General features: G+C 67.1%; 20 protein-coding genes. 14 read left to right on the forward strand and 6 right to left on the reverse strand.

Annotated elements, in window-relative coordinates; all coding sequences use genetic code 11:
* Positions 1-191 precede the first annotated feature (191 nt).
* From pyrE to lepB, 4 genes are read left to right on the forward strand one after another with little or no spacing between them, the layout of a single operon-like run.
* On the forward strand, positions 192-782 hold the full coding sequence (gene pyrE, locus ASE22_RS08845) for an orotate phosphoribosyltransferase (RefSeq protein WP_056357641.1): 591 nt from the start codon (positions 192-194) through the stop codon (positions 780-782).
* On the forward strand, positions 779-1,504 hold the full coding sequence (locus ASE22_RS08850) for a pyridoxine 5'-phosphate synthase (protein WP_056357645.1): 726 nt from the start codon (positions 779-781) through the stop codon (positions 1,502-1,504). Before pyrE ends, ASE22_RS08850 begins: the two co-directional genes overlap by 4 nt.
* A 16-nt stretch (positions 1,505-1,520) precedes the next feature.
* Complete coding sequence (acpS, locus tag ASE22_RS08855) at positions 1,521-1,922, forward strand: holo-ACP synthase (protein ID WP_056357648.1); 402 nt, start codon at positions 1,521-1,523, stop codon at positions 1,920-1,922.
* Between the two features lie 36 nt (positions 1,923-1,958).
* Positions 1,959-2,831, forward strand: coding sequence for a signal peptidase I (lepB, locus tag ASE22_RS08860; protein WP_056357651.1), 873 nt, complete (start codon positions 1,959-1,961; stop codon positions 2,829-2,831).
* Between the two features lie 316 nt (positions 2,832-3,147).
* Here the strand turns inward: lepB and ASE22_RS08865 are convergent, their stop codons facing one another.
* Positions 3,148-3,717 (reverse strand): FKBP-type peptidyl-prolyl cis-trans isomerase, encoded by a 570-nt coding sequence (locus tag ASE22_RS08865; protein WP_056357653.1) that lies wholly within the window; start codon positions 3,715-3,717, stop codon positions 3,148-3,150.
* Positions 3,718-3,793: 76 nt separating this feature from the next.
* A complete protein-coding gene (gene rpsU / locus ASE22_RS08870; RefSeq protein WP_029548939.1) occupies positions 3,794-4,000 on the reverse strand; it encodes a 30S ribosomal protein S21 in 207 nt (68 codons plus the stop codon).
* Positions 4,001-4,207: 207 nt separating this feature from the next.
* On the opposite strand from rpsU, the gene ASE22_RS08875 reads away from it, so the two are divergent.
* On the forward strand, positions 4,208-4,753 hold the full coding sequence (locus tag ASE22_RS08875) for a (2Fe-2S)-binding protein (RefSeq protein WP_056357656.1): 546 nt from the start codon (positions 4,208-4,210) through the stop codon (positions 4,751-4,753).
* A 111-nt stretch (positions 4,754-4,864) separates the two neighbouring features.
* Positions 4,865-5,764 (forward strand): RcnB family protein, encoded by a 900-nt coding sequence (locus tag ASE22_RS08880; protein ID WP_235536235.1) that lies wholly within the window; start codon positions 4,865-4,867, stop codon positions 5,762-5,764.
* Positions 5,765-5,828: 64 nt separating this feature from the next.
* On the opposite strand, the gene ASE22_RS08885 is transcribed toward ASE22_RS08880, so the two are convergent.
* A complete protein-coding gene (locus tag ASE22_RS08885) occupies positions 5,829-6,281 on the reverse strand; it encodes a MarR family winged helix-turn-helix transcriptional regulator (protein ID WP_056357661.1) in 453 nt (150 codons plus the stop codon).
* Positions 6,282-6,333: 52 nt separating this feature from the next.
* Between ASE22_RS08885 and hppD the strand changes: the two genes are divergently transcribed.
* From hppD to fahA, 3 genes are read left to right on the forward strand one after another with little or no spacing between them, the layout of a single operon-like run.
* Positions 6,334-7,437 carry a 4-hydroxyphenylpyruvate dioxygenase gene (gene hppD / locus ASE22_RS08890; RefSeq protein ID WP_056357664.1) on the forward strand — a complete coding sequence of 368 codons (1,104 nt, stop codon included), beginning with the start codon at positions 6,334-6,336 and terminating at the stop codon, positions 7,435-7,437.
* A 33-nt stretch (positions 7,438-7,470) separates the two neighbouring features.
* Positions 7,471-8,745, forward strand: coding sequence for a homogentisate 1,2-dioxygenase (gene hmgA, locus ASE22_RS08895; protein ID WP_056357669.1), 1,275 nt, complete (start codon positions 7,471-7,473; stop codon positions 8,743-8,745).
* Positions 8,742-10,019, forward strand: coding sequence for a fumarylacetoacetase (gene fahA / locus ASE22_RS08900; RefSeq protein ID WP_056357672.1), 1,278 nt, complete (start codon positions 8,742-8,744; stop codon positions 10,017-10,019). Before hmgA ends, fahA begins: the two co-directional genes overlap by 4 nt.
* 34 nt (positions 10,020-10,053) lie before the next feature.
* Here fahA and ASE22_RS08905 read toward each other — a convergent pair whose 3' ends face one another.
* Together ASE22_RS08905 and ASE22_RS08910 are read right to left on the reverse strand one after the other, a co-directional pair.
* Positions 10,054-10,833, reverse strand: coding sequence for an SDR family oxidoreductase (locus ASE22_RS08905; protein WP_056357675.1), 780 nt, complete (start codon positions 10,831-10,833; stop codon positions 10,054-10,056).
* Positions 10,830-11,156, reverse strand: a complete 327-nt coding sequence (locus ASE22_RS08910; RefSeq protein ID WP_056357677.1) for a nuclear transport factor 2 family protein — start codon at positions 11,154-11,156, stop codon at positions 10,830-10,832. Before ASE22_RS08910 ends, ASE22_RS08905 begins: the two co-directional genes overlap by 4 nt.
* A gap of 171 nt (positions 11,157-11,327) precedes the next feature.
* Here ASE22_RS08910 and ASE22_RS08915 point away from each other — a divergent pair, with 171 nt between their 5' ends.
* A complete protein-coding gene (locus ASE22_RS08915; protein WP_235536234.1) occupies positions 11,328-11,624 on the forward strand; it encodes a winged helix-turn-helix transcriptional regulator in 297 nt (98 codons plus the stop codon).
* Positions 11,625-11,650: 26 nt separating this feature from the next.
* Here ASE22_RS08915 and ASE22_RS08920 read toward each other — a convergent pair whose 3' ends face one another.
* Positions 11,651-14,329: a TonB-dependent receptor gene (locus ASE22_RS08920; RefSeq protein ID WP_235538151.1), complete on the reverse strand. Its 2,679-nt coding sequence runs from the start codon at positions 14,327-14,329 to the stop codon at positions 11,651-11,653.
* A 225-nt stretch (positions 14,330-14,554) separates the two neighbouring features.
* Between ASE22_RS08920 and ASE22_RS08925 the strand changes: the two genes are divergently transcribed.
* From ASE22_RS08925 to ASE22_RS08940, 4 genes are all read left to right on the forward strand, one after another.
* Positions 14,555-16,117, forward strand: a complete 1,563-nt coding sequence (locus ASE22_RS08925) for an ATP-binding protein (protein ID WP_056357683.1) — start codon at positions 14,555-14,557, stop codon at positions 16,115-16,117.
* Positions 16,118-16,174: 57 nt separating this feature from the next.
* On the forward strand, positions 16,175-17,239 hold the full coding sequence (locus ASE22_RS08930; protein WP_056357686.1) for a helix-turn-helix transcriptional regulator: 1,065 nt from the start codon (positions 16,175-16,177) through the stop codon (positions 17,237-17,239).
* 118 nt (positions 17,240-17,357) lie between these two features.
* Positions 17,358-18,272, forward strand: coding sequence for an alpha/beta fold hydrolase (locus ASE22_RS08935; protein ID WP_056357690.1), 915 nt, complete (start codon positions 17,358-17,360; stop codon positions 18,270-18,272).
* 14 nt (positions 18,273-18,286) lie between these two features.
* On the forward strand, positions 18,287-20,515 hold the full coding sequence (locus ASE22_RS08940; protein ID WP_056358723.1) for a TonB-dependent receptor: 2,229 nt from the start codon (positions 18,287-18,289) through the stop codon (positions 20,513-20,515).
* Positions 20,516-20,571: the final 56 nt, after the last annotated feature.

Consider the following 20,571-nt stretch of genomic DNA (forward strand, 5'->3'; position numbering starts at 1 on the left):
CTTACCCCCGTGAAGCGCGGTGATTCCACGCCTGCCTGTTATCGGGCCCTACGAATTCGAGCGCCTTATAGGCGCGGCTCGCCTGTGCCTCAAGCACCGGTTGGCGCCGAATGCAAGCGGTTGAAGCGAATATATCATACCTCTATCTGGGCGGATGCTGCACAGCGGCAGCACGAAACGGGATCCAGACGATGACGGATGAACAGGTACTCGCCGAATTTCGGGCAGCCGAAGCGTTGCTGGAGGGGCATTTCATCCTTTCCTCGGGGTTGCGCAGTTCCCGCTATCTCCAGTGCGCACGCGTCCTGATGAACCCCGCACGCGCGGCGCGACTGGCCGAGGCCTTGGCCTTGAGGATTCCGGACAAGCTGAAAATCCAGCTCGGCGCGGTCGTATCCCCTGCGATGGGCGGGGTGATCGCCGGCCATGAAATGGGCCGCGCGCTCGGCCTCGACGCGATGTTCGTCGAACGCCCCGACGGTGTCTTCCACCTGCGCCGCGGCTTCCGGCTCGAGCCGGGCCAGAAGATCCTGCTGATGGAGGACGTCGTTACTACAGGCCTGTCCTCGCGGGAGGCGATCAAGGCGGTCGAGCAAGCGGGCGGCCAGGTGATCGCCGCCGCCGCGCTGGTCGACCGGTCGAACGGCAAGGCCGACCTCGGCGTCCCCTTCTTTCCGCTGATCCGACTCGACGTTCCGACCTACCAGCCAGACGCGCTGCCGCCCGAGTTGGCGGCGCTCCCCGCGACCAAGCCCGGCAGCCGCGCGGCCGTCGCGGCGTGAGCAGACTTCGCCTCGGGGTCAATATCGACCATGTCGCCACCATCCGGAACGCCCGGGGCGGCCTCCATCCCGATCCGGTCCGCGCCGCGGTAATCGCCAGCGAGGCTGGTGCCGACGGCATCACCGCACATCTGCGCGAGGATCGCCGCCACATCATCGACGAGGATATCGGCCAGCTGATCGGCGCGGTCGCGCTACCGCTCAACCTCGAGATGGCGGCAACCGGCGAAATGCTGGCGATCGCGCTCAGACATCGGCCGCACGCCGCCTGCATCGTGCCCGAGCGGCGCGAGGAGGTGACGACCGAGGGCGGACTCGACGCCGCGGGCCAGCATGATCACCTGAAACCGCTGATCGCGGAGCTAGGCGCCGCCGGCATCCGGGTCAGCCTGTTCATCGAGCCCGATCCGCGCCAGATCCAGGCGGCGGTTTCGCTGGGGGTACCGGTCGTCGAGTTCCACACCGGCCGCTATGCCCATAGCGAGGGCGAAGGGCGTTCCGTCGAGCTCCGCCGAGTCGCCGATGCAGCGGCACTCGCCGCCAAGAACGGAATAGAGCCGCATGCCGGCCACGGCCTTACCTTCGACAATGTGCTGCCGATCGCGGCGATCCCCCAGATCGCCGAGCTCAACATCGGCCATTTCCTGATCGGTGAGGCGATCTTCGACGGGCTCGCCCCGGTCGTCCGGCGGATGCGTCAGATGATGGACGAAGCAAGGTGAACGGGGAAACGCCGTCATGATCATCGGCATCGGTTCGGACCTCTGCAACATCGAGCGTATCCAGGGGTCGCTCGACCGCTTCGGCGAGCGCTTCGTCAACCGCGTCTTCACCGATGTCGAGCGCGCGAAGGCGGAACGCCGGGTGCTCACCCGGGCCGCCACCTATGCCAAGCGATTCGCGGCGAAGGAGGCCTTCTCGAAGGCGGTGGGCACCGGTTTCAAGGTGGGTGTCTTCATGAAGGACATCGGCGTGGCCAACCTGCCGAGCGGTGCGCCGACGTTGGTTTTGGCCGGCGGAGCCAAGGCAAGGCTTGACGCGCTGACGCCGCCGGGCCACGCGGTGGACGTACATTTGACGATGACGGACGATCATCCCTGGGCGCAGGCGTTCGTCATCCTGTATGCGCGCCCGCTGTGAGGAGAGGATCGCGTGAGCGATCGGCCGAGTGACAATATGGACAACGCGACTGACGCTCCCGCCACACCGACCGAAGCGACGGTGAAGGCCCCGAAGCCCGCGACCGACTGGTGGGCGGAGGCGCGCGGGATCTTCTGGCTGATCCTCGCGGTTCTCGGCTTCCATAGCTTCATCGCCAAGCCCTTCTACATCCCGTCCGAGTCGATGATGCCGACCCTGATCACCGGCGACCGGCTGGTGGTCACCAAATATCCCTATGGTTGGTCCTATGTGTCGCCCAGCTTCCACGTCCTGCCATTCATCCGCGGCCGGCTGTTCGGCCGGCTGCCCGAACGGGGCGACATCGTCATCCTGAAACCGCCGCAAGCCGACACCGATTTCATCAAGCGGGTCATTGGCCTGCCGGGCGACCGGCTCGAAGTGCGCGGCGGCGTGGTGGTCCTCAACGGCGTACCGGTGAAACGCACGCCCGAGGCTCCCGCGATGATCGCGGTCGACGCCAACGTCACCTGCGAACAGCCCGACGTGGTCCAGTTCCGGACAACCGGACCCGACGGCAAGCTCTACTGCGCGCTGCCGCGCTTCCGCGAGACGCTGCCCAACGGGCGAAGCTACGACACGATCGACCTGGGCTATATGCCCGAGATCGACGACTATCCCGCGATCACCATTCCGGCCGACCATATCTTCGTGATGGGCGACAATCGCGACCAGTCGGCCGACAGCCGCGTCCCGGCCTATCGCAACGGCCTCGACGGGCCGGTGCCGTTCGAGAATATCGGCGGCCGCGCGGAGTTCATCACCTTCTCGCTCGACGGCACCACCAAGCTGTGGAACCCGCTAAGCTGGTTCACCGCGCTGCGCGGCGGCCGTGCCGGCACCAGCCTGCATCCCGAACGGACGCGCTGAGCCTTCCTCACCGATAACGAAACCGCGCGACGAGCGATCGTCGCGCGGTTTTTGTGCCCGCGCCCGAGAGCTGAACCTGTGTCGGCATCCATCGCCCCTCGGGGGCTGACCGGGAGAGCGGTGCGGGCCGCGTGACAGGACCCCATGGTCCATCCAGGTCCCCGGTGGATGGCGAAACGAGTTCAGCATGACGTTCGTGGTGGCGGGCTGCAGGAGAGGCGCCGGGGGCGGCCGTACCGTCCGCGCGCATGCCCAAACAGGAAAGGGGCCGCATCGCTGCGACCCCTTCCTCTCCTATTCGGTGATGCCGGTGCGGTTACATGCCGCCATGGCCGGGGGGCATGCCGCCGCCGCCCATGCCGAAGCCCTGCGGCGGCAGGACTTCCTTGACCGTGACATCGAAGATCACCAGCGCGTTGCCCGGAATCTTGCCGGGGACGCCGACCGGACCGAAGCCGAGGTCCGGCTTCATCCAGAAACGATATTTGGAACCCGCGTTCATCAGCTGGAGCCCTTCGGTCCAGCCCGCGATCATGCCCTGGAGCGGCATCGGCTGCGGGCCGCCATGGCGCGCGCTCGAATCGAACACCTCGCCATTGGCAAGCTTGCCCTCATATTCGACGAGGACGATGTCGCTCGCCGTCGCCTTGGGGCCGCTGCCTTCGCGCAGCACTTCATATTGGAGGCCCGAGGGCGTCTCGACGACGTCGCCGCCCTTGTTCGCGGCGAGGAACTCCTCCGGAGTCATCGCCATGGCCACCTGCTTCGAGGTGCCGACATAGGCCGCCCCAATTCCGATGACGACCACCGCCGCGATACCGAGCCAGAGCTTGGTCAGCGAACCCTTCGTGATCGGACGAAGGGGGACGGCGGTTACTTCGGACATGGGCGTGTCGCTCTCTCAGGTCATGATGAAACTGCCGCCAACCGGGGGAACCCGGCCGCGGATACGCCGAAACCTCTTACCGGACGCCGTCGCGCTCCATCCGCTTGCGCTCCAGCTTGCGGGCGCGGCGGATCGCTGCGGCGCGCTCGCGGGCGCGCTTCTCGGACGGCTTCTCGTAGTGACGGCGCAGCTTCATCTCGCGGTACACGCCCTCGCGCTGCAGCTTCTTCTTGAGCGCGCGAAGAGCCTGATCGACATTGTTGTCGCGAACGATGATCTGCATAAAAACCCAATTCTCCAATCATTGCGGAGCGAACCATCCACGCCGCCGATCCGACGGTGTCTCCAGCTACAACGCAAAAAAGCGTGTCGTCGCGAAAACCCTTTCCGCGCCGTGAAGTGCCGCCCCTACCAACGCGGCCGCGATTCTTCAAGCATCAGGAGGAATTTTTTCCGCTGCACCCCCACCGGGTTCGCGGTATGACGGGGCATGACAAGGTTCACCGTCAACGGCCAGCCGGTCCATTACCGGATGGATCCCGCGACCCCCCTGCTATGGGCGTTGCGCGACGCCTCCAATCTGACCGGCACCAAATATGGCTGCGGCGCGGGACAATGCGGCGCCTGTACCGTCCATATCGACGGCCAGCCGGTCCGATCCTGCCAGGTCCCGATCGGAGCGATCGAGGGTAGTTTCGTCACCACGATCGAGGCGCTGTCGCGCGACCGCGGCCACCCCGTCCAGCAGGCCTGGGTCGCCGAGAACCTTCCTCAGTGCGGCTATTGCCAATCGGGCATGATCATGGCGGCGGCCGCGCTGCTTGAAAGAAACCATGCGCCCAGCGACGAGGAGATCGACGCGGCGATGACCAATATCTGCCGCTGCGGGACTTACCCCCGCGTGCGCCGCGCGATCCGGCGTGCCGGTCGGGTGCTGGCAGGCAGCGAGACGATCGCCGCCGCCCCGCCGCCCGGCATCGATCCCGCCGATGCCGCCCGCGCCGTGCCGGCGCTCGATTCGAGGTCCGGCGACTGACGCCGTGATTCTTTCTGCTTGCTGACAGCCGGGTTCAGCCGTCGCTCAGTCGACGGAACGCATAAAGAAGACAAGGGCGGTATCACTCCGCCCGCGTGGAGAGTATTTCCGATGCGTAACCTCTCGAGGACCATGATCGGGCTGATGCTGGGAGCGGCGATCGTCCTCCCGCCAGTTGCACAAGCCCAGGAGCGCGGCCGCGACCGCGGCGCCATGATCAACGGCGACAGCCGCCGGGCGGCTGTACAGCAGGCGCGCGAGGCGAATCGTGCGGTCGAGCGTCCCGCCCCCGTCATGACCCCGCGCGCCGCCCCTACGCCCGATGCGTCGGCTCGCGCGCCGCGCGCCGAGCGCAGTTGGAATCGCGGCGGCGACAATGGCGCCGCTCCGCAACGCAGCTGGAACCGGGGTGGCGACACGCAGGCCGCACAGCAGCGCGACGCGACGCGCGGCAGCACCCCGGGCGAGGATCGCCGGCGCAGCTGGAACCGCGGCGGCCAGAACGACCAGGCGAACCAGGGCAATCGTGACGATCGCACGGGCCGGAACTGGACCCGGGACGGAAACCGCGGCGCTGCGAACGATCGCGACCGGCGCTGGAACAACGACCGGCGCGACGGAAGCGGCGACGGCCGGACCTGGGACCGCAACGATCGCGACCGCCGCGGCTGGGCCGACCGCGATGGCCGGCGCGACAACGATCGCTGGAACCGCAACTGGCGCACCGACCGCCGCTACGACTGGCGCGACTATCGCAATCATAATCGCGGCATCTACCGCTTGCCCCGTTATGTCGCGCCACGTTGGGGCTACAGCTATCAGCGCTGGTATCCCGGTTACCGCTGGGACCCGTGGTTCTACGGCTCGAGCTACTGGATCTCGGATCCGTGGTCCTATCGGCTGCCAGCCGCTTATGGCGACTATCGCTGGGTCCGCTATTATGACGACGCAGTGCTGGTCGACATCCGCACGGGCGAGATCATCGACATCATCTATTCCTTCTTCTTCTAACCAGGGTTCGGCAGGAGAGTGGCCGAAAGGGCCCGGCGGCCATGCCGCCGGGCCTACGCCTTGCCTAGAGAGTGCCGACCTCCAGCGCCCTTTCCTCGATCGCCCGGAGCATGGCCGTGAAGCGGTCGAGTTCCTCGGCCGGGAAGCTCGAGAAGATGCGCTCCTCGAACTCGATCGCCTTGGGCGCGACATCGGCGTAGAGCCGCCGCCCCGCGTCGGTGAGCGCCAATAGCCGCGAGCGCCGGTCGGCGCGGTTGGGCGCCCGGACGATCAGCCCCCGATCGACCAGCGCGATCGTCGCCCGGCTTACCATCACCTTGTCCATCCGGGTCGCGATGCAGATGCCCTGCTGGGTGATGCCGTCCTGCTCGGCGACCACCGCGACCACCCGCCATTCCGGGATCGAGAGGCCGAACAGCGCCTCATAGGCGGTCGAGATCACGTCGCTCACCACGTTCGACGTCACCGACAACCGGTAGGGAATGAAGCGATCGAGGATGAGGCCCTTTTCCGACATGGGGCGTTGGTATCATTTGACACGAATCGGTTCAAACCCGTATTGGTTTCTTATGATACTATCTAACGAGGCTGCCATGACCGATCCCCATATCGAACCGCATCACAATCCGCTGGGTCTGGACGGTTTCGAGTTCGTCGAGTTCACCGGGCCCGATCCGCTCGCGCTTGCCGCGCTGTTCGAAGCGATGGGCTTCACCCATCTCGGCGACCACCGATCGAAGAATGTCCGCCGCTACCAGCAGGGCGACGTCAATTTCGTCCTCAACATGGATGCGACCGGACAGGCCGCCGATTTCCGGGCCGCACACGGCCCCTCCGCCAATGCCATGGCGTTCCGTGTCCATGACGCCGCGAAGGCGCTCGACAAGGCGGTGGCGCGCGGCGCGACGGCGGTGAAGGGACCGGTCGGCCCGATGGAGCTCAATATCCCGGCGATCGAGGGTATCGGCGGCTCGAACCTCTATCTCGTGGATCGCTACGGCGCGCAGGAAATCTACGACGTCGATTTCCGTCCCGTCGCCGACTCGTCGCGCGACCAGCGTTCGGTAGGCCTGCACACGCTCGATCACCTGACCCACAATGTGCTGCGCGGGCGGATGAACCATTGGGCGACCTTCTACGAGAAGGTCTTCAACTTCCGCGAGATCCGTTATTTCGACATCGAGGGCCAGGCGACCGCGCTGCTCAGCCGCGCGATGACCGCCCCCGACGACAAGATCCGCATCCCGCTGAACGAAAGCCAGGACGAGAACAGCCAGATCGAGGAATTCATCCGCGAATATAAGGGCGAAGGCATCCAGCACCTCGCGCTGTCGACCGACGACATCTTCGACACGGTCGACAGGCTCCGCGCCAACGGCGTTCGTTTCCAGTCGACCCCCGACACCTATTATGAGGGGATCGACGCCCGCCTTCCCGGCCATGGCCACGACATCGCGGAGATGCAGAAGCGCGGCATCCTGATCGACGGCGCGCCCGAGACCGGCGGCGGCGTCCTGCTCCAGATCTTTACCGAGAACATGGTCGGACCGATCTTCTTCGAGATCATCCAGCGCAAGGGCAATGACGGCTTCGGCGAAGGTAATTTCAAGGCGCTGTTCGAATCGATCGAGCGCGACCAGATCCGCCGCGGCGTGGTCAAGGTCGATGACTGACCGGCCTCTTCCCGTCATTCCGGGGAATTTATCATGAACGCCTCTTATATCCCCGGCTTCGGCAACCACGTTTCGACCGAAGCGGTGGCGGGTGCGCTTCCGGTCGGGCGCAACTCGCCGCAGCGCGTCCCTTATGGGCTGTATGCCGAGCAGCTGTCGGGGAGTGCCTTCACCGCCCCCCGCGCCGAGAACCGTCGCAGCTGGCTCTACCGGATGCGTCCGGCGGCCAATCATCCGCCGTTCAAGGCCTATGGCGGGCCGACGCGGCTCCGCCATCGCCCGTTCGACGAGGTTCCGGCCGATCCCAACCGCCTGCGCTGGGACCCGCTTCCCCTGCCCGCCGAGCCGACCGACTTCGTCGACGGACTCGTCAGCATCGCCGGCAATGGAGGGGTGGGCGTGCATCTCTACGCCATCAACCGCTCGATGGAAGGCCGCGCCTTCTTCAACGCCGACGGCGAACTGCTGATCGTCCCCGAGCAGGGCGGCCTCCGGATCGTCACCGAGCTGGGCGTGATCGAGATCGAACCCCTCCACATCGCGGTGATCCCGCGCGGCGTGCGCTTCCGCGTCGCGCTGACCGGCACCGGCGCGCGCGGCTATGTCTGCGAGAATTACGGCGCGCCCTTCCGCCTGCCCGATCTCGGCCCGATCGGATCGAACGGCCTCGCCAACGTGCGTGATTTCGAGACGCCGGCCGCCTGGTTCGAGGACATCGACGAGGCGACCGAGCTGGTCCAGAAATTCGAAGGCACGCTGTGGACGACGACGCTCGGCCATTCGCCGTTCGACGTGGTCGCCTGGCACGGCAATCTAGCGCCCTATCGCTACGATCTGCGCCGCTTCAACACGATCGGCACGGTCAGCTTCGACCATCCCGATCCGTCGATCTTCACCGTGCTGACCTCGCCCTCCGAAGTGGCGGGCACGGCCAATTGCGACTTCGTGATCTTCCCGCCGCGCTGGATGGTCGCCGAGGACAGCTTCCGCCCGCCCTGGTTCCACCGCAACGTGATGAGCGAATATATGGGGCTGATCACGGGCGCCTATGACGCCAAGGCAGGCGGCTTCACGCCGGGCGGCGGCTCGCTCCACAACCGCATGTCGGGCCACGGTCCGGACCAGGCCAGCTACGAGAGCGCGGTCGCCGCGGACCTCAAGCCCCATAAGATCGACGCCACCATGGCGTTCATGTTCGAAAGCTGCTCGGTGCTCCGCCCGACCCGCTTCGCCCTCGAAAGCCCGCTCGTCCAGCTCGATTATGACGATTGCTGGTCGGGCTTTACCAAGGCAGAACTTCCCAGATGACGATGATCGATGCAACGCACGACCCCGCTCTCACGAGCTGGGTGCCTGGGGCCGACGGCCATGCCGACTTCCCGATCCAGAACCTCCCTTATGGCATTTTTTCCATCGGGGACGGCGAGAAGCGCCCCGCCGTGGCGATCGGCGACAAGCTGCTCGACCTGTCCGCGGTGTCGGGCCTGCTACCGGTCGAGCTGCGCGGGGCGACGCTCAATGCGCTGTTCGCGCTGCCCGCCGAACGGCGGCTGGCGCTGCGCCGCAAGCTGTCCGAACTGCTGTCCGAGGACAACCACCGACCCGCGCTGACGCCCTATCTGCACGACCGCTCGGCCGTGACGATGCACCTGCCCGCGGCGATCGGCGACTATACCGACTTCTATGTCGGCATCCATCACGCCAATAATATCGGCCGGCAGTTCCGGCCCGACAATCCGCTGCTGCCCAACTACAAATATGTGCCGATCGGCTATCATGGCCGCGCCTCGTCGATCCGCCCGTCGGGGGTACCGCTGGTGCGCCCCAAGGGCCAGCGCAAGCCGCCAGAGGCCGATGTACCCGTCGTCGCGCCTTCCGCCCGGCTCGATTATGAGCTGGAGCTCGGTGTCTGGATCGGCCGCGGCAACGCGCTGGGCGAGACGATTCCGATCGGCGAGGCCGCCGATCACATCGCCGGCTTCTGCCTGCTCAACGACTGGTCGGCGCGCGACTTCCAGGCCTGGGAATATCAGCCGCTCGGACCGTTCCTCGCGAAGAATTTCCAGTCGACCATCTCGCCCTGGGTGGTGACCGCCGAGGCGCTCGCGCCGTTTCGCATCGCCCAGCCGGAACGGCCCGAAGGCGATCCGAAGCCGCTGCCCTATCTGTGGGACGCGGACGACCAGGGCCGAGGCGCGCTCGGCATCGAGCTCGGGGTCCATCTGCTCACCGCGAAGATGCGCGAGGCGGGCCTGCCGCCACATAGGCTCAGCAAGGGCCCCGCGTCCAACATGTACTGGACGGTCGCCCAGATCGTCACCCATCACGCTTCCAACGGCTGCAACCTCCAGCCGGGCGACCTGCTCGGCACCGGCACGATCTCGGCGCCGAGCGAGGACGGCTTCGGCAGCCTGATGGAGCTGTCGCGCGGCGGCACGCAGCCGGTGAAGCTGCCGAACGGCGAGGAGCGCAGCTTCCTCCAGGACGGCGACGAGGTCCTGCTGTCCGCGACCGCCCGGGCCGACGGCTATGTGCCGATCGGCTTCGGGGAATGCCGCGCGGTGGTGCTGCCGGCGCGCTGATCCGAAGAGGGGGAGCCGCGTCCGACGCGGCCCCTCATGCGGTCGGCACGGTGCCTCCGTCGATGAGATATTCGGTGCCGCTGATGGCACCGGCCCGAGGCGAGACGAGGAACGCAATCAGATCCGCGACCTCCTTCGGCTTGGCCGGGCGGCCCAGCGGAATCCCGCCGAGCGCGTCCATGATGATCCGCTTGCCGCCCTCGTAATCGGTACCCATCTCGGCGGCGAGGCGCTCCGCCAGCGCCACCGCCGCCTCGGTCTCGACCCAGCCGGGCGCGACGCGGACGACGCGGACTCCCTTGGGCGTCACCTCCTTGGACAGGCTCTTGCTGTAGGTCGAAAGCGCGGCCTTGGCGGCGGCGTAGGCGGTCGTCGCTTCGGGCAAGGGCAGCCGGTGCTGGATCGAGGTGAGGTGGATGATAACGCCCGCCCCCTGCGCGACCATCGCCGGCAGCAGCGCCCGGTCTATCCGGACCGCCGGCATAAGGTTGAGCGCCAGCTCGTTCGTCCACTGCGCGTCGTCAAGCACCGCGAAACCGCCGGCCGGTGCCTGCGAGCCGCCCAGCACGTTGACGATGATGTCTATACCGCCCAGCCGCGTGAGCGCCGCTCTCGCTGCCGTGGCGCAGCCCTCGGCCGTCGTGAGGTCGGCCGCAACATAATCGACACCGGCGAACCGCTCGTCGGGCAGGTTGCGCGCCGTGGCCACCACTCGCACGCCTTCGCCGACCAGAGCCTGCACGACGGCAGCGCCGATGCCCTTGGTGCCGGCGGTCACCAGCGCCCTCCGGCCCGCCAGGGCAAGATCGCTCATGGGATCACCGCCAGCGCCGCGATGCGATCGCCGCGGAGCGTGAAGAAATAGCGCAGGTCCACCGGGCTTCCGGGAAAGCTCCCCGTCACATGGGCTGTCACGATGATCGAGCCGTCCCGCTCGTCCACGGCGAGAGGTTCGCTGATGTAGCTGATCGCCGCCGACGTCTCGTCTTTCCAGCGGCGGATCGCAGCCGCCCCCTCATGCGTGCGCCCTTCGTCCCTCACGACCGCATCCTCGGTGAAGCATCGCGCGACCGCTTCACCATCGATCTTGTCGGCCGCGAAATAGGCGGCGACGGGCTCGGGCAATTCCACTGACATGACGATCCTCCAAGAGCAGACGAGGCGTGGAAAAGCGCCGCGTCGATTGATCGGGGAGGAGGGTGGGGATATGCTTTCGATATGACAAGAACGCACGAAAAGGTAAGGTACACACCCGGAGGTAAGAATAGCCATCTCACGCCGGTTTCCGCAGCGGACGGCGTTGAGCAGGTGCTCCGCATCCTAGAGGGACGGTGGAAGCTGGTGATCCTGTTTCACCTGTTCGGCGGCCAGGTGCTGCGCTTCTCCGATCTCGAACGCGCGATCCCCGCCATTTCGCAGAAGATGCTGATCCAGCAATTGCGACAGATGGAGAAGGACGGCGTCGTGCGCCGGATCGTCCACCACCAGGTCCCGCCGAAGGTCGAATATTGCCTGACCGGCTGGGGGCAGGCCCTGTGTCCCGCGCTCGACGCGCTACTGTCCTGGGCGGGCGAGCGCGAAGCGATGGCAGCCCCCGCGGACTGAAGCCGCCCCGCGGGACCTGACCCCGATCAGAAGATCAGCTTGCGGAACTCGATCCTGATCACCCGGCCGAGAGGATCGAGATAGCCGGCCTGGTAGCGCAGCGGCGTCGCGCCGGTCGCGTCGCGCACCTTGGGCCGCGCGTCGAAGAGATTGTCGATCCGGAACGAGACGCGGGCTCCCCGCGCCCAGCCGCTGTCGAACAGCGCCGGGATCTGGGCGAGATTGACGAACAGCCGCGCATTCGCCCGCGCCAGCGGCGAGAAGCGCAGGTCGCCGGTCGGCGAACCGACCCCACCATCGACGCTGGTACCGCTCCGCCAGCTGCCGGTGATCCGCGCGCCGAGGCCGTTGTTCGAATAGGTGAGCTGGGCCTCCAGCTCGTGCCGCGAGGTACCGCCGCCCGATCCGATCACGTCGCCGTTGAGCAGGTCGAGCACAGGCAGACCGCGGCGAATCAGCACCTCGTCCTTGAGATGCCAGGTGTGGAATACCGAGAGCTGCAGCCGCCCGCCCTGGCCGCCCGCGCCGGGTCCCCGGAATCTGCCGGGACCGCCCGGTCTACCGGAACCGCCCCCGCCCTGCCCCGACGCGCCCTGCCCCGCCTCGCGCGCTGCCATGGCGGCGGCGCGCTGCTCGGCGATGCGGCGGGCGGTGGCGCTGTTGCGCATCGCATCGATCACCGTCTGCGCCGTCTTGAGGCGCTTGGTGAAGGTGAAGCCCCAGCGCAGCTCGCTGCTGTCCTGCCGTGCGAAGTTGATCGACCGCGCGTCGATCCGCAGCAGGTTGCCGTCGGCGTCGCGGGTGAACCGATCGGGAAAGGCCGCTTCGATCGCGGAAGTCGCTTCGGGGAAGGTCGCGATCGCATTGCGGATGCGGCTGTTCACATAGTTGGCGGTGAGGGTGACGTCCTCCTCGAACGGCTTCAGGGTGAGGCCGAGCTTCATCACCCGCCGCCGGTCGGCCGCGAGGCCAGGATTGCCGCCGCCGAGCTGGGTGATGTCGACGGTGACGCCGCGCACATAGTCGAAGGTCCGGACGTCGGGGGTCAGCACGGCCGGGTTGCCGAGCTGCTGCACCGAAGGCGGATTGCGATCCTGGGCCATCGAGAAGATCAGGCCGATGCCGGCGCGGGGTTTCCAGTTGGCGCCATAGCCGTAGCTGCCCAGGGCGCCGAAATCCGAATAGCGATCGAACGCCGCGTTGAGGTTGAGCGACAGGTCGCCGATCGCCGCGAGGATGTCGTTCTTGCGGCTGGTGAGCGGCAGGTCGAAGCTCGCCCGGCCGTTGATGTCGGTGCGCGACAGATCGCTCGACGTCTCGATGCCGGACCGCGACGAGGTCGCGTCGAGCCCGAGCGCGCTGAGGCCCGCCTTGAAGCTGGCGCTGAGCGGCCCGGCCGGCAGTTCGGCGACCGGACCGTTGGCGACGAGTTGGAGGTCGCCGCTGTCGGACTTCGCGCGCGCGCGATCGATCAGGCGGTCGTCGATCAGCGCCCCCGGAATCGTGCCGAACGGGTTGACCGACAGGTCGCCCGCGTCGATCGCCGCCTGCAGCGCGCCGACGTCATAGCCGCGTACCGTCCGCGTCCTGGTAACCGAATGATCGAAATTGCCGGTCAGCGACATGCGCCATTTGGCGAGATCCTTGTCGAGCGTGAGGCCGAGATGGCCGGTCACGCCGTTGGTGCCCTGAGTCAGCGGGTCGTCACCCAGATAGCGCAGCAACGTCGCGTCGGACCCGAAGGGCGAATAGGGATTGGCGGCGGGCAGGCGCAGGCTGGCCCCCGGCAGGCCGCGCAGCGAATCGCTGTCGGTGGCGTTGAGGGTCGCGTTGAGCGTCGCCGAGACATTGCCGAGGATGGTGCGCGCATAGACGCCGTTGACGTCGAGCGTCCGGCTTTCGGGCCGGATCGTCCGGTAGCGGCCGATGTCGGTGCTGTTGGCGCGGTTGGCGGTGCCGAGGAAATCGGCGAGCATGGGCGCGCTGCCCGCTGCGGACGCGGGGACGCCCGCGACCGTCACCGGCCCGCCGGCCAGCGCGCTTAGCGCGGGATCGATCTCTGCCCCGCTCGGGATGCCGGTGACGTTGCCGGCCGTATCGAACGCACGGCCGCTGCGCGAGATGAGGTTGCGTTCCGCTTCGGTGATCGCGGCATCGGCCTGATATTCGATGTTGAGGTTGATCCGCTGGTCGCGCCGGATGCGCAGGAAGGTGAGTTCGGCCTCGCCGGACTCGCCACCGCCGCGCGTCGCGATGCCGCCTTCGAGTTCGCCGGTTATCGCACGGAAGCGACGGCGCAGGACGATGTTCACCACCCGCTGGGCGGCACTGTAGCCATATTTGAGCGCGACCTCCTCGGGCAGGATGTCGACCCGCTCGATCGCCTCGGAGGGAATGTCGCGGATTTCGCGGAAGCCCGAGATGCGGCGGCCGTTGAGCAGGGTGACCGGCTGTTCGCCGCCGCGGCCCTGCCCGCTGCGCGTCTGCGGCGCCAGTTCCTCGAGCAGTTCGGCGACCGAACTGACGCCCAGTGCACGGATGTCGCCGCTATTATATTGCTGGATCGGCGCTATGTCGCCGACAACGGCGCCACGCTGGCGCTGGGTCTCGCCGTTCACGAGGATCGAGTTGGGATCTTCGTAATCGGCCTCGTCCTGAAGCTGCTCGGCGTCCGCGCGATCTTGGGCGACGGCAGGCGCGCTCATGCACAGAGCAACGATCAGCGCGGCCAGACCGGTCTCCGACACCCCCCTCGAACGCACCTGTCTTCCCCCGGATCGAATCATCACGAACCGGCTCATAGCCGGCTTTTCCAACGGGATATGTCAGCATTGAAATCCACCAGGACTCGCGACATGCCGGTTCCCGCTTCCGGGCGATCCGCGCATCGTCTACCAGCGGACGGCACGCAACTGCAGGGGGGGCAGCTGATGTTCGAAATGATCCGCGAATTCATCGGCGACAGCTATGCACCACATGGCTACTGCCTGCTGTGGGACCCTTGGCTGGTCTGGACGATGGCGGTTTCCGACGGGGTGATCGCCCTCGCCTATTTCTCGATCCCAATCGCGCTGGTCACCTTCGTCCGCAGGCGCCGCGACGTCGCCTTCGGCGGCATCTTCTGGCTGTTCGCACTGTTCATCACTGCCTGCGGCCTGACCCATGTCGCGGCGTTGTGGAACCTGTGGAACGGCGCCTATGCGTTCGAGGCGGCGATAAAGGCGGTCACCGCCTGCGTCTCGCTGCTGACTGCGATCATCCTCTGGCCGCTGTTGCCCAAGGCGATCGCCCTGCCCTCGCCCACCCGCCTGCGTGAGGCCAACATGGCGCTGCGCGCCGAGATCGTCGAGCGCGAGAAGACCGAGGCCGCGCTCGTTCAGGCCCGCAAGATGGAAGCGATGGGCCAGTTGACGGGCGGCATCGCGCATGACTTCAACAATCTGCTGCAGGTCGTGTCGGGCAGCCTAGACCTGATCCAGGCCCGAACCGGCGGCGACGAACGCATCCAGCATCTCTGCGGCGCGGCGATCTCGGCGGTCGAACGCGGCCGGCGCCTGACCAGCCAGCTCCTGTCCTTCTCGCGCATCCAGCGGATCGAGTTGCGGCCGACACGGATCGACGAAATATTGGCCGGATTGAAGGAACTGCTCACTCGGACGATCGAGCCAGCGATCGTGCTGGACTTCGACATCGACGACGCACCGGATGCCGTGCTGGCCGATCCGGTCCAGCTCGAGCTCGCGCTGCTCAACCTCGCGATCAACGCGCGCGACGCGATGCCCGACGGCGGCAAGCTGACGATCACGCTCCGGCGGCAGCGGCTGGAAGGCCGGGAAGATGTGGAGGATGGCGATTATGTCGGCATCAGCGTCACCGACACCGGGGTCGGCATGACGGCCGAGGTGCTGGCGCGGGCGTTCGAACCCTTCTTCACCACCAAACCGGTGGGCCGCGGATCGGGACTCGGGCTGAGCATGGTGTTCGGCATGGCGCGGCAGAGCGGCGGCACCGTCACGATCGAATCGCTGCCCGGCAAGGGCAGCGAGGTGACGATCTTCCTGCGCACCGCCAAGGGCGCCCTCGCCGTCAAGGCATCGCCCCGACAGGCGGCACCGGCGGATGTCACGACGATCGTCGGTTTGAAGATCCTGGTCGTCGACGACGAGCCGATCGTGCGCGAGGTGGTCGCCGAGATGCTCGCCGACCTCGGCTGCACGGTCCTGACGGCTGAGAATGGCGAGCGGGCCCTGGTCATGATCGAGCAGGAAAATCCGACGGCGCTGCTGCTCGATTTTGCCATGCCCGGTATGAACGGAGCGGAGGTCGCTCGCGCCGCGCTGGCGCGCAATCCCGATCTTCGCATCGTCTTCGCCACGGGCTTCGCCCAGTCGGACGCCATCGACGCCGTGCTGGGCGATCGCGCGATCGTGCTGCGCAAGCCTTTCTCCCCCAGCACGCTCGCCCAGGCGCTTCGATCGGCGATCGCTGCCTAAGCCCCCCGTACTTGCGCGGCCTTGATTGCCGGCCGGCGGGGGGACAGAATCGCGCATATGAGTCTTGCCGCCCTTTCCCCGCCGCCGACCGGCGACGGCGCACCGTCCCTGACCGTCGACGCGGTCCGGCCGCTGCTCGGCGTCATGGAAGCGTCGGGACTGGTGCCGGCGCACGTCCTGCGGCGGGCGGGTTTGCCCGTCGACCTTTTCGACGGACGGGGAGACGCGCCGGTGCGGCTGTCCGATTATTTCCGTATCTGCGAGCAGATGGCGCTGCTCGGCGGCGACGAGAGCTGCCATGTCTCGCTGCGCCCGCTGATGGTCGGAACCTCCGAGCTGGTGCAGGCGCGGTTGCGTGGCTGCACGACGATGGCCGAGGTGATGGAGGTGCTGGCGAACAGCTACAACATCATCCACGGCCACCGCTACAACCAGGTGCTGCGGCGTGGCGGCACGATCAGCTATGCGATCGACGACGCCGACTTCCCTTATGCCTTCGACCCAGAGGACGCCTTCGTGCTGCTCTCGCTCGAATGCCTGCTCGTCTATGTCCATGTCCTGCTGCTGTCGCTGTCGCCGGGTGGCGCGCCGATCCCGCTGCGCTCGGTGCGTACGCGCGGTCCCGCCGCCGACCGCGGCCATCTCGCCTTTCTCGCGGTGCCGGTGAGAGCGTCGGCCGGGCTGTTCGGGCTCGACTACGACGCGTCGCTGGAGAATGTCGGCGTTGCTCCGGCGCACAGCCCTGTGCTGTCCGCGCGCACCATCTATGGCGGCGTGGCCGACATGCTCGACCGGATCGAGCCGGTTTTTCCCGGCGCGCAGGGGATCGTCGGCCGGGTGGAACGCGAGCTCGCCGGCGGACGTCTCGACCAGGCCGAGATCGCCGCCGCGCTGGGAATGAGCGTCGCCTCGCTGCGCCGCCGGCTGACCGAGGCCGGGCTCGCCTTCCGCGACGTGCGCGCCGGCTATCTCAACAGCATCGCCCGCGCCGCGCTGGAGGATGGGAGCAGCATCGCCGACATTGCCGAAAACCTTGGCTTTTCGGATGGACGCAGCTTCGCGCGCGCTTTCCGCCAGTGGAACGGCGTGGCGCCGGGGGACTATCGTCGCGGGACACACTGAGCGAATTTGTCCCATCGAATCTGATCCGAACCGTCATCGACAGCGCAAGCCCGCCCCCTATCCTTGAGACCGACAAAGGCCGCGCCGGAACGCGGCATGACAGGGAGTGGAACGCCTGATGGTTCGCCATCGCCTTATCCTGACTGCGATTCTCGCCGCGACGGTGCCCGCCCTCTCATCGGCGGCATCGGCCGATGCCGCCGCCGCCGCGTCACGATCCCCCGTGGCGGCGGACCGTTTCGTGACCGTCGAGGGCTTGCGGTTCCGGATTCGTGAGGAAGGGCCGCGCTCGGCGCCGCCGATCGTCCTGATCCACGGCTTCACCTTCAGCCTCGAAAGCTGGGACGGCTGGGCGGCCGACCTCGCCCGCGACCACCGGGTGATCCGCTACGACCTCGCCGGACACGGTTTGAGCGGTCCAGATCCGCACGGCCGATATGGCACGGCGGAACGGGTGCGACAGCTGGGCGGGCTGATGGACAGGCTGGGCATCGCCCGGGCGACCATTGCCGGCAACAGCTTCGGCGGGCTCGTCGCCTGGAATTTCGCGGTCGCCCATCCGCGCCGGGTCGACCGGCTGATCCTGGTCGACAGCGCAGCCTATTCGATCAACGGCGTGACCGAGAAGCCGGTGCCGGTGCCCGACATGATGCGCGGCTATCTGCTCGATCCCAAGCCGGCCGCAGTCGCTTTCTCGGCCGGCACGATCTTCGCCCATCCCGAGCGGCTGAGCGCGGATCGGCTGGCGTTGATGCGGGCGATGATCTCCCGCAACGGCCCCGCGTTGGTCGCCCATCTCGAACAGTTCACCCTGCCCGATCCGCGCCCCGCCCTGGAGAGGATCACGGCACCGACCCTCATCCTCTGGGGCCGGGCCGACAAGGTGATCCCGGTGGCGCAGGCCAGCGAACTCGCCGCTGCGATCAAGGGCTCGAAGCTCATCATCTACGACGATGTCGGCCACGCCCCGCAGGAGGAGGCCGCGGCCGCCAGCATCGCGGACGTCCGCGCTTTCTTGAACGACAACAAATGAAAAGGGAGACCATCATGATCAAGAGGACCAAGGCCCTGCGGCTCCTCGCCGCCGCTACCGCCCTCACCGGCTTCGCGCTGCCGCAGGCCGGCTCCGCCCAGACCGCCGGCACCCCCGCCGCCGAAGACGAGGTCGCCGACACGAGCGAGATCGTCGTCACCGCGCGGCGTCGCGAGGAAAGCCTTATCGACGTGCCGATCTCGGTCTCGGCGATCAGCGGCGACGCGCTGGCGCGGCAGGGCGCGGTCGACATCACCGCCCTGCAGGACAAGACCCCCAACCTGACCCTGCAGGTCGCGCGCGGTTCGAACAGCACGCTGATCGCGTTCATCCGCGGCATCGGTCAGCAGGACCCGGTATGGGGTTTCGAGCCCGGCGTCGGCCTCTATGTAGACGACGTTTATATCGCCCGTCCGCAGGGCGCGGTGCTCGACATCTTCGACATCGATCGGGTCGAGGTGCTGCGCGGCCCGCAGGGCACGCTCTACGGCCGAAACACGATCGGCGGCGCGATCAAATATGTCACCCGCCCGCTGGGTCATGATTTCGAGGCAAAAGTCCGCGCTTCCTATGGCAGCTACAACCAGCGCGAGATCGTCGCATCGGTGACGGTGCCGGTGACCGAGACCTTCTCGATCGGCGGCGCGGTCGCCTATTACAAGCGCGACGGCTTCGGCAAGAACCTGTTCACCGGCGCCGAGCATTACAACAAGGACGTGCTCGCGGGCCGGATCTCGGCCGAATGGACGCCGAGCGACCAGCTTTCGATCCGAGTCGCGGCCGACGAGACCCGCGACAATTCGAATCCGCGCCACGGCTACCGCCTGCTGCCCAATGGCGGCCTGCCCGATTTCGCGCCGATCGGCGACGTCTATGACACCCGCGCCGGCGTGGGCGACGACAACAAGGTCGTGACCAAGGGCATTTCAGGCACCATCGCCTATGAGGCGTCGGACCTGCTGACCTTTAAGTCGATCACCGCCTATCGCAAGGGCTATACCGACACGGTCATCGACTTCGACGGCACGCCGGGTCCGGTGCTCGACATCCCGTCCTTCTACAAGGACCACCAGTTCACCCAGGAGTTGCAGGCGCTGCTCCAGAGCGACCGGGTGCAGGGTGTGTTCGGCCTCTATTATCTCAACGGCTCGGCGTCGGGCGCGTTCGACACGGTGATCGGCAACGCGAACCTGACGACACTGACCTCGGGCGACGTCGACACCAAGTCCTATGCCGCCTTCGGCGACGTCTCGGTGCAGGTGAGCGAGCAGCTCTCCGTGTCGGTCGGCGGCCGCTACACCAGCGACAAGCGCGAGGGCACCGTGTTCCGCGCCGACTATCTCGGCCTGCGATCGCCGCTGTTCGGCCGGCCGACGGCGGTTCCGTTCCGTATCCGTACCGATTACACCAACAGCCGCACCGACAAGAAGTTCACGCCTCGCCTGTCGCTCAGCTACAAGCCGGTGGAGGACATCAACCTCTATGCGTCCTGGTCGAAGGGCTACAAGTCGGGGGGCTTCGATCCGCGCGGCGACGCCATCTTCACCCCGGGCACCGTCGACGGCTACAAGCCCGAGACCGTCACCGCCTATGAGGCCGGCATGAAGGGCGCCTTCCTCGACCGCACCCTGTTCGTCAACGTCGCGGGCTTCTACTCCGACTACAAGGACCAGCAGGTCACGACCCAGTTCCTGTCGGGCGCCACGGTCGTCTCCTCGGTCGACAATGTCGGCAAGTCGCGCATCTACGGCTGGGAACTCGAGCTGCGCGCCGTGCCCGACCGCAACTTCCAGGTTCAGGCGTCGGTCGGCTATACCAACGCCAAGTTCAAGGAATTCCTGACCCTCGATCCGGCGACGCTCCAGATCCGCGACTTCGCCGACGAGCGGGTCTTCCAGAACACGCCGAAATACACCGCCAACGTCTCCGCGACGCTCGGCCATGATTTCGACGGGCTGGGCCGGGTCACCGTCACCCCGGCGCTCTCCTACCGCAGCGCTTATTCGCTGTTCGAGGTGCCGAACCCCGTGCTCGACCAGAAGTCCTATCAGCTGGTCGACCTGTCGATCGTCTGGACCTCGCCCGACAAGCGCTTCTCGCTGGCGGGCCATGGCCGCAACCTGTTCGACCGCAAATACCGGGTCGGCGGCTACAACTTCCCGGGCGCGCTGACCGGCAATTCGGTGATCGGCTTCTACGGCCCGCCGCGCACCTTCACCGTCACCGGCGAGGTAAGGTTCTGACCGCGACCCGCGCGGCTTCGGGAGGCGGGGCGGCGAAAGCCGCCTCGCCTGCCCTG

Origin of the sequence: Sphingomonas sp. Root720 (assembly GCF_001428605.1) — a bacterium.
In the GTDB taxonomy this organism is placed as follows: Bacteria; Pseudomonadota; Alphaproteobacteria; order Sphingomonadales; family Sphingomonadaceae; genus Rhizorhabdus.

Bases quoted from the DNA above. Each gene is read 5' to 3' on its own strand.
- pyrE (WP_056357641.1), top strand. From the start codon at position 192: ATGACGGATGAACAGGTACTCGCCGAATTTCGGGCAGCCGAAGCGTTG.
- acpS (WP_056357648.1), top strand. From the start codon at position 1,521: ATGATCATCGGCATCGGTTCGGACCTCTGCAACATCGAGCGTATCCAG.
- lepB (WP_056357651.1), top strand. From the start codon at position 1,959: ATGGACAACGCGACTGACGCTCCCGCCACACCGACCGAAGCGACGGTG.
- ASE22_RS08865 (WP_056357653.1), bottom strand. From the start codon at position 3,717: ATGTCCGAAGTAACCGCCGTCCCCCTTCGTCCGATCACGAAGGGTTCG.
- rpsU (WP_029548939.1), bottom strand. From the start codon at position 4,000: ATGCAGATCATCGTTCGCGACAACAATGTCGATCAGGCTCTTCGCGCG.
- ASE22_RS08875 (WP_056357656.1), top strand. From the start codon at position 4,208: ATGACAAGGTTCACCGTCAACGGCCAGCCGGTCCATTACCGGATGGAT.
- ASE22_RS08880 (WP_235536235.1), top strand. From the start codon at position 4,865: ATGCGTAACCTCTCGAGGACCATGATCGGGCTGATGCTGGGAGCGGCG.
- ASE22_RS08885 (WP_056357661.1), bottom strand. From the start codon at position 6,281: ATGTCGGAAAAGGGCCTCATCCTCGATCGCTTCATTCCCTACCGGTTG.
- hppD (WP_056357664.1), top strand. From the start codon at position 6,334: ATGATACTATCTAACGAGGCTGCCATGACCGATCCCCATATCGAACCG.
- hmgA (WP_056357669.1), top strand. From the start codon at position 7,471: ATGAACGCCTCTTATATCCCCGGCTTCGGCAACCACGTTTCGACCGAA.
- fahA (WP_056357672.1), top strand. From the start codon at position 8,742: ATGACGATGATCGATGCAACGCACGACCCCGCTCTCACGAGCTGGGTG.
- ASE22_RS08905 (WP_056357675.1), bottom strand. From the start codon at position 10,833: ATGAGCGATCTTGCCCTGGCGGGCCGGAGGGCGCTGGTGACCGCCGGC.
- ASE22_RS08910 (WP_056357677.1), bottom strand. From the start codon at position 11,156: ATGTCAGTGGAATTGCCCGAGCCCGTCGCCGCCTATTTCGCGGCCGAC.
- ASE22_RS08920 (WP_235538151.1), bottom strand. From the start codon at position 14,329: ATGAGCGCGCCTGCCGTCGCCCAAGATCGCGCGGACGCCGAGCAGCTT.
- ASE22_RS08925 (WP_056357683.1), top strand. From the start codon at position 14,555: ATGTTCGAAATGATCCGCGAATTCATCGGCGACAGCTATGCACCACAT.
- ASE22_RS08930 (WP_056357686.1), top strand. From the start codon at position 16,175: ATGAGTCTTGCCGCCCTTTCCCCGCCGCCGACCGGCGACGGCGCACCG.
- ASE22_RS08935 (WP_056357690.1), top strand. From the start codon at position 17,358: ATGGTTCGCCATCGCCTTATCCTGACTGCGATTCTCGCCGCGACGGTG.
- ASE22_RS08940 (WP_056358723.1), top strand. From the start codon at position 18,287: ATGATCAAGAGGACCAAGGCCCTGCGGCTCCTCGCCGCCGCTACCGCC.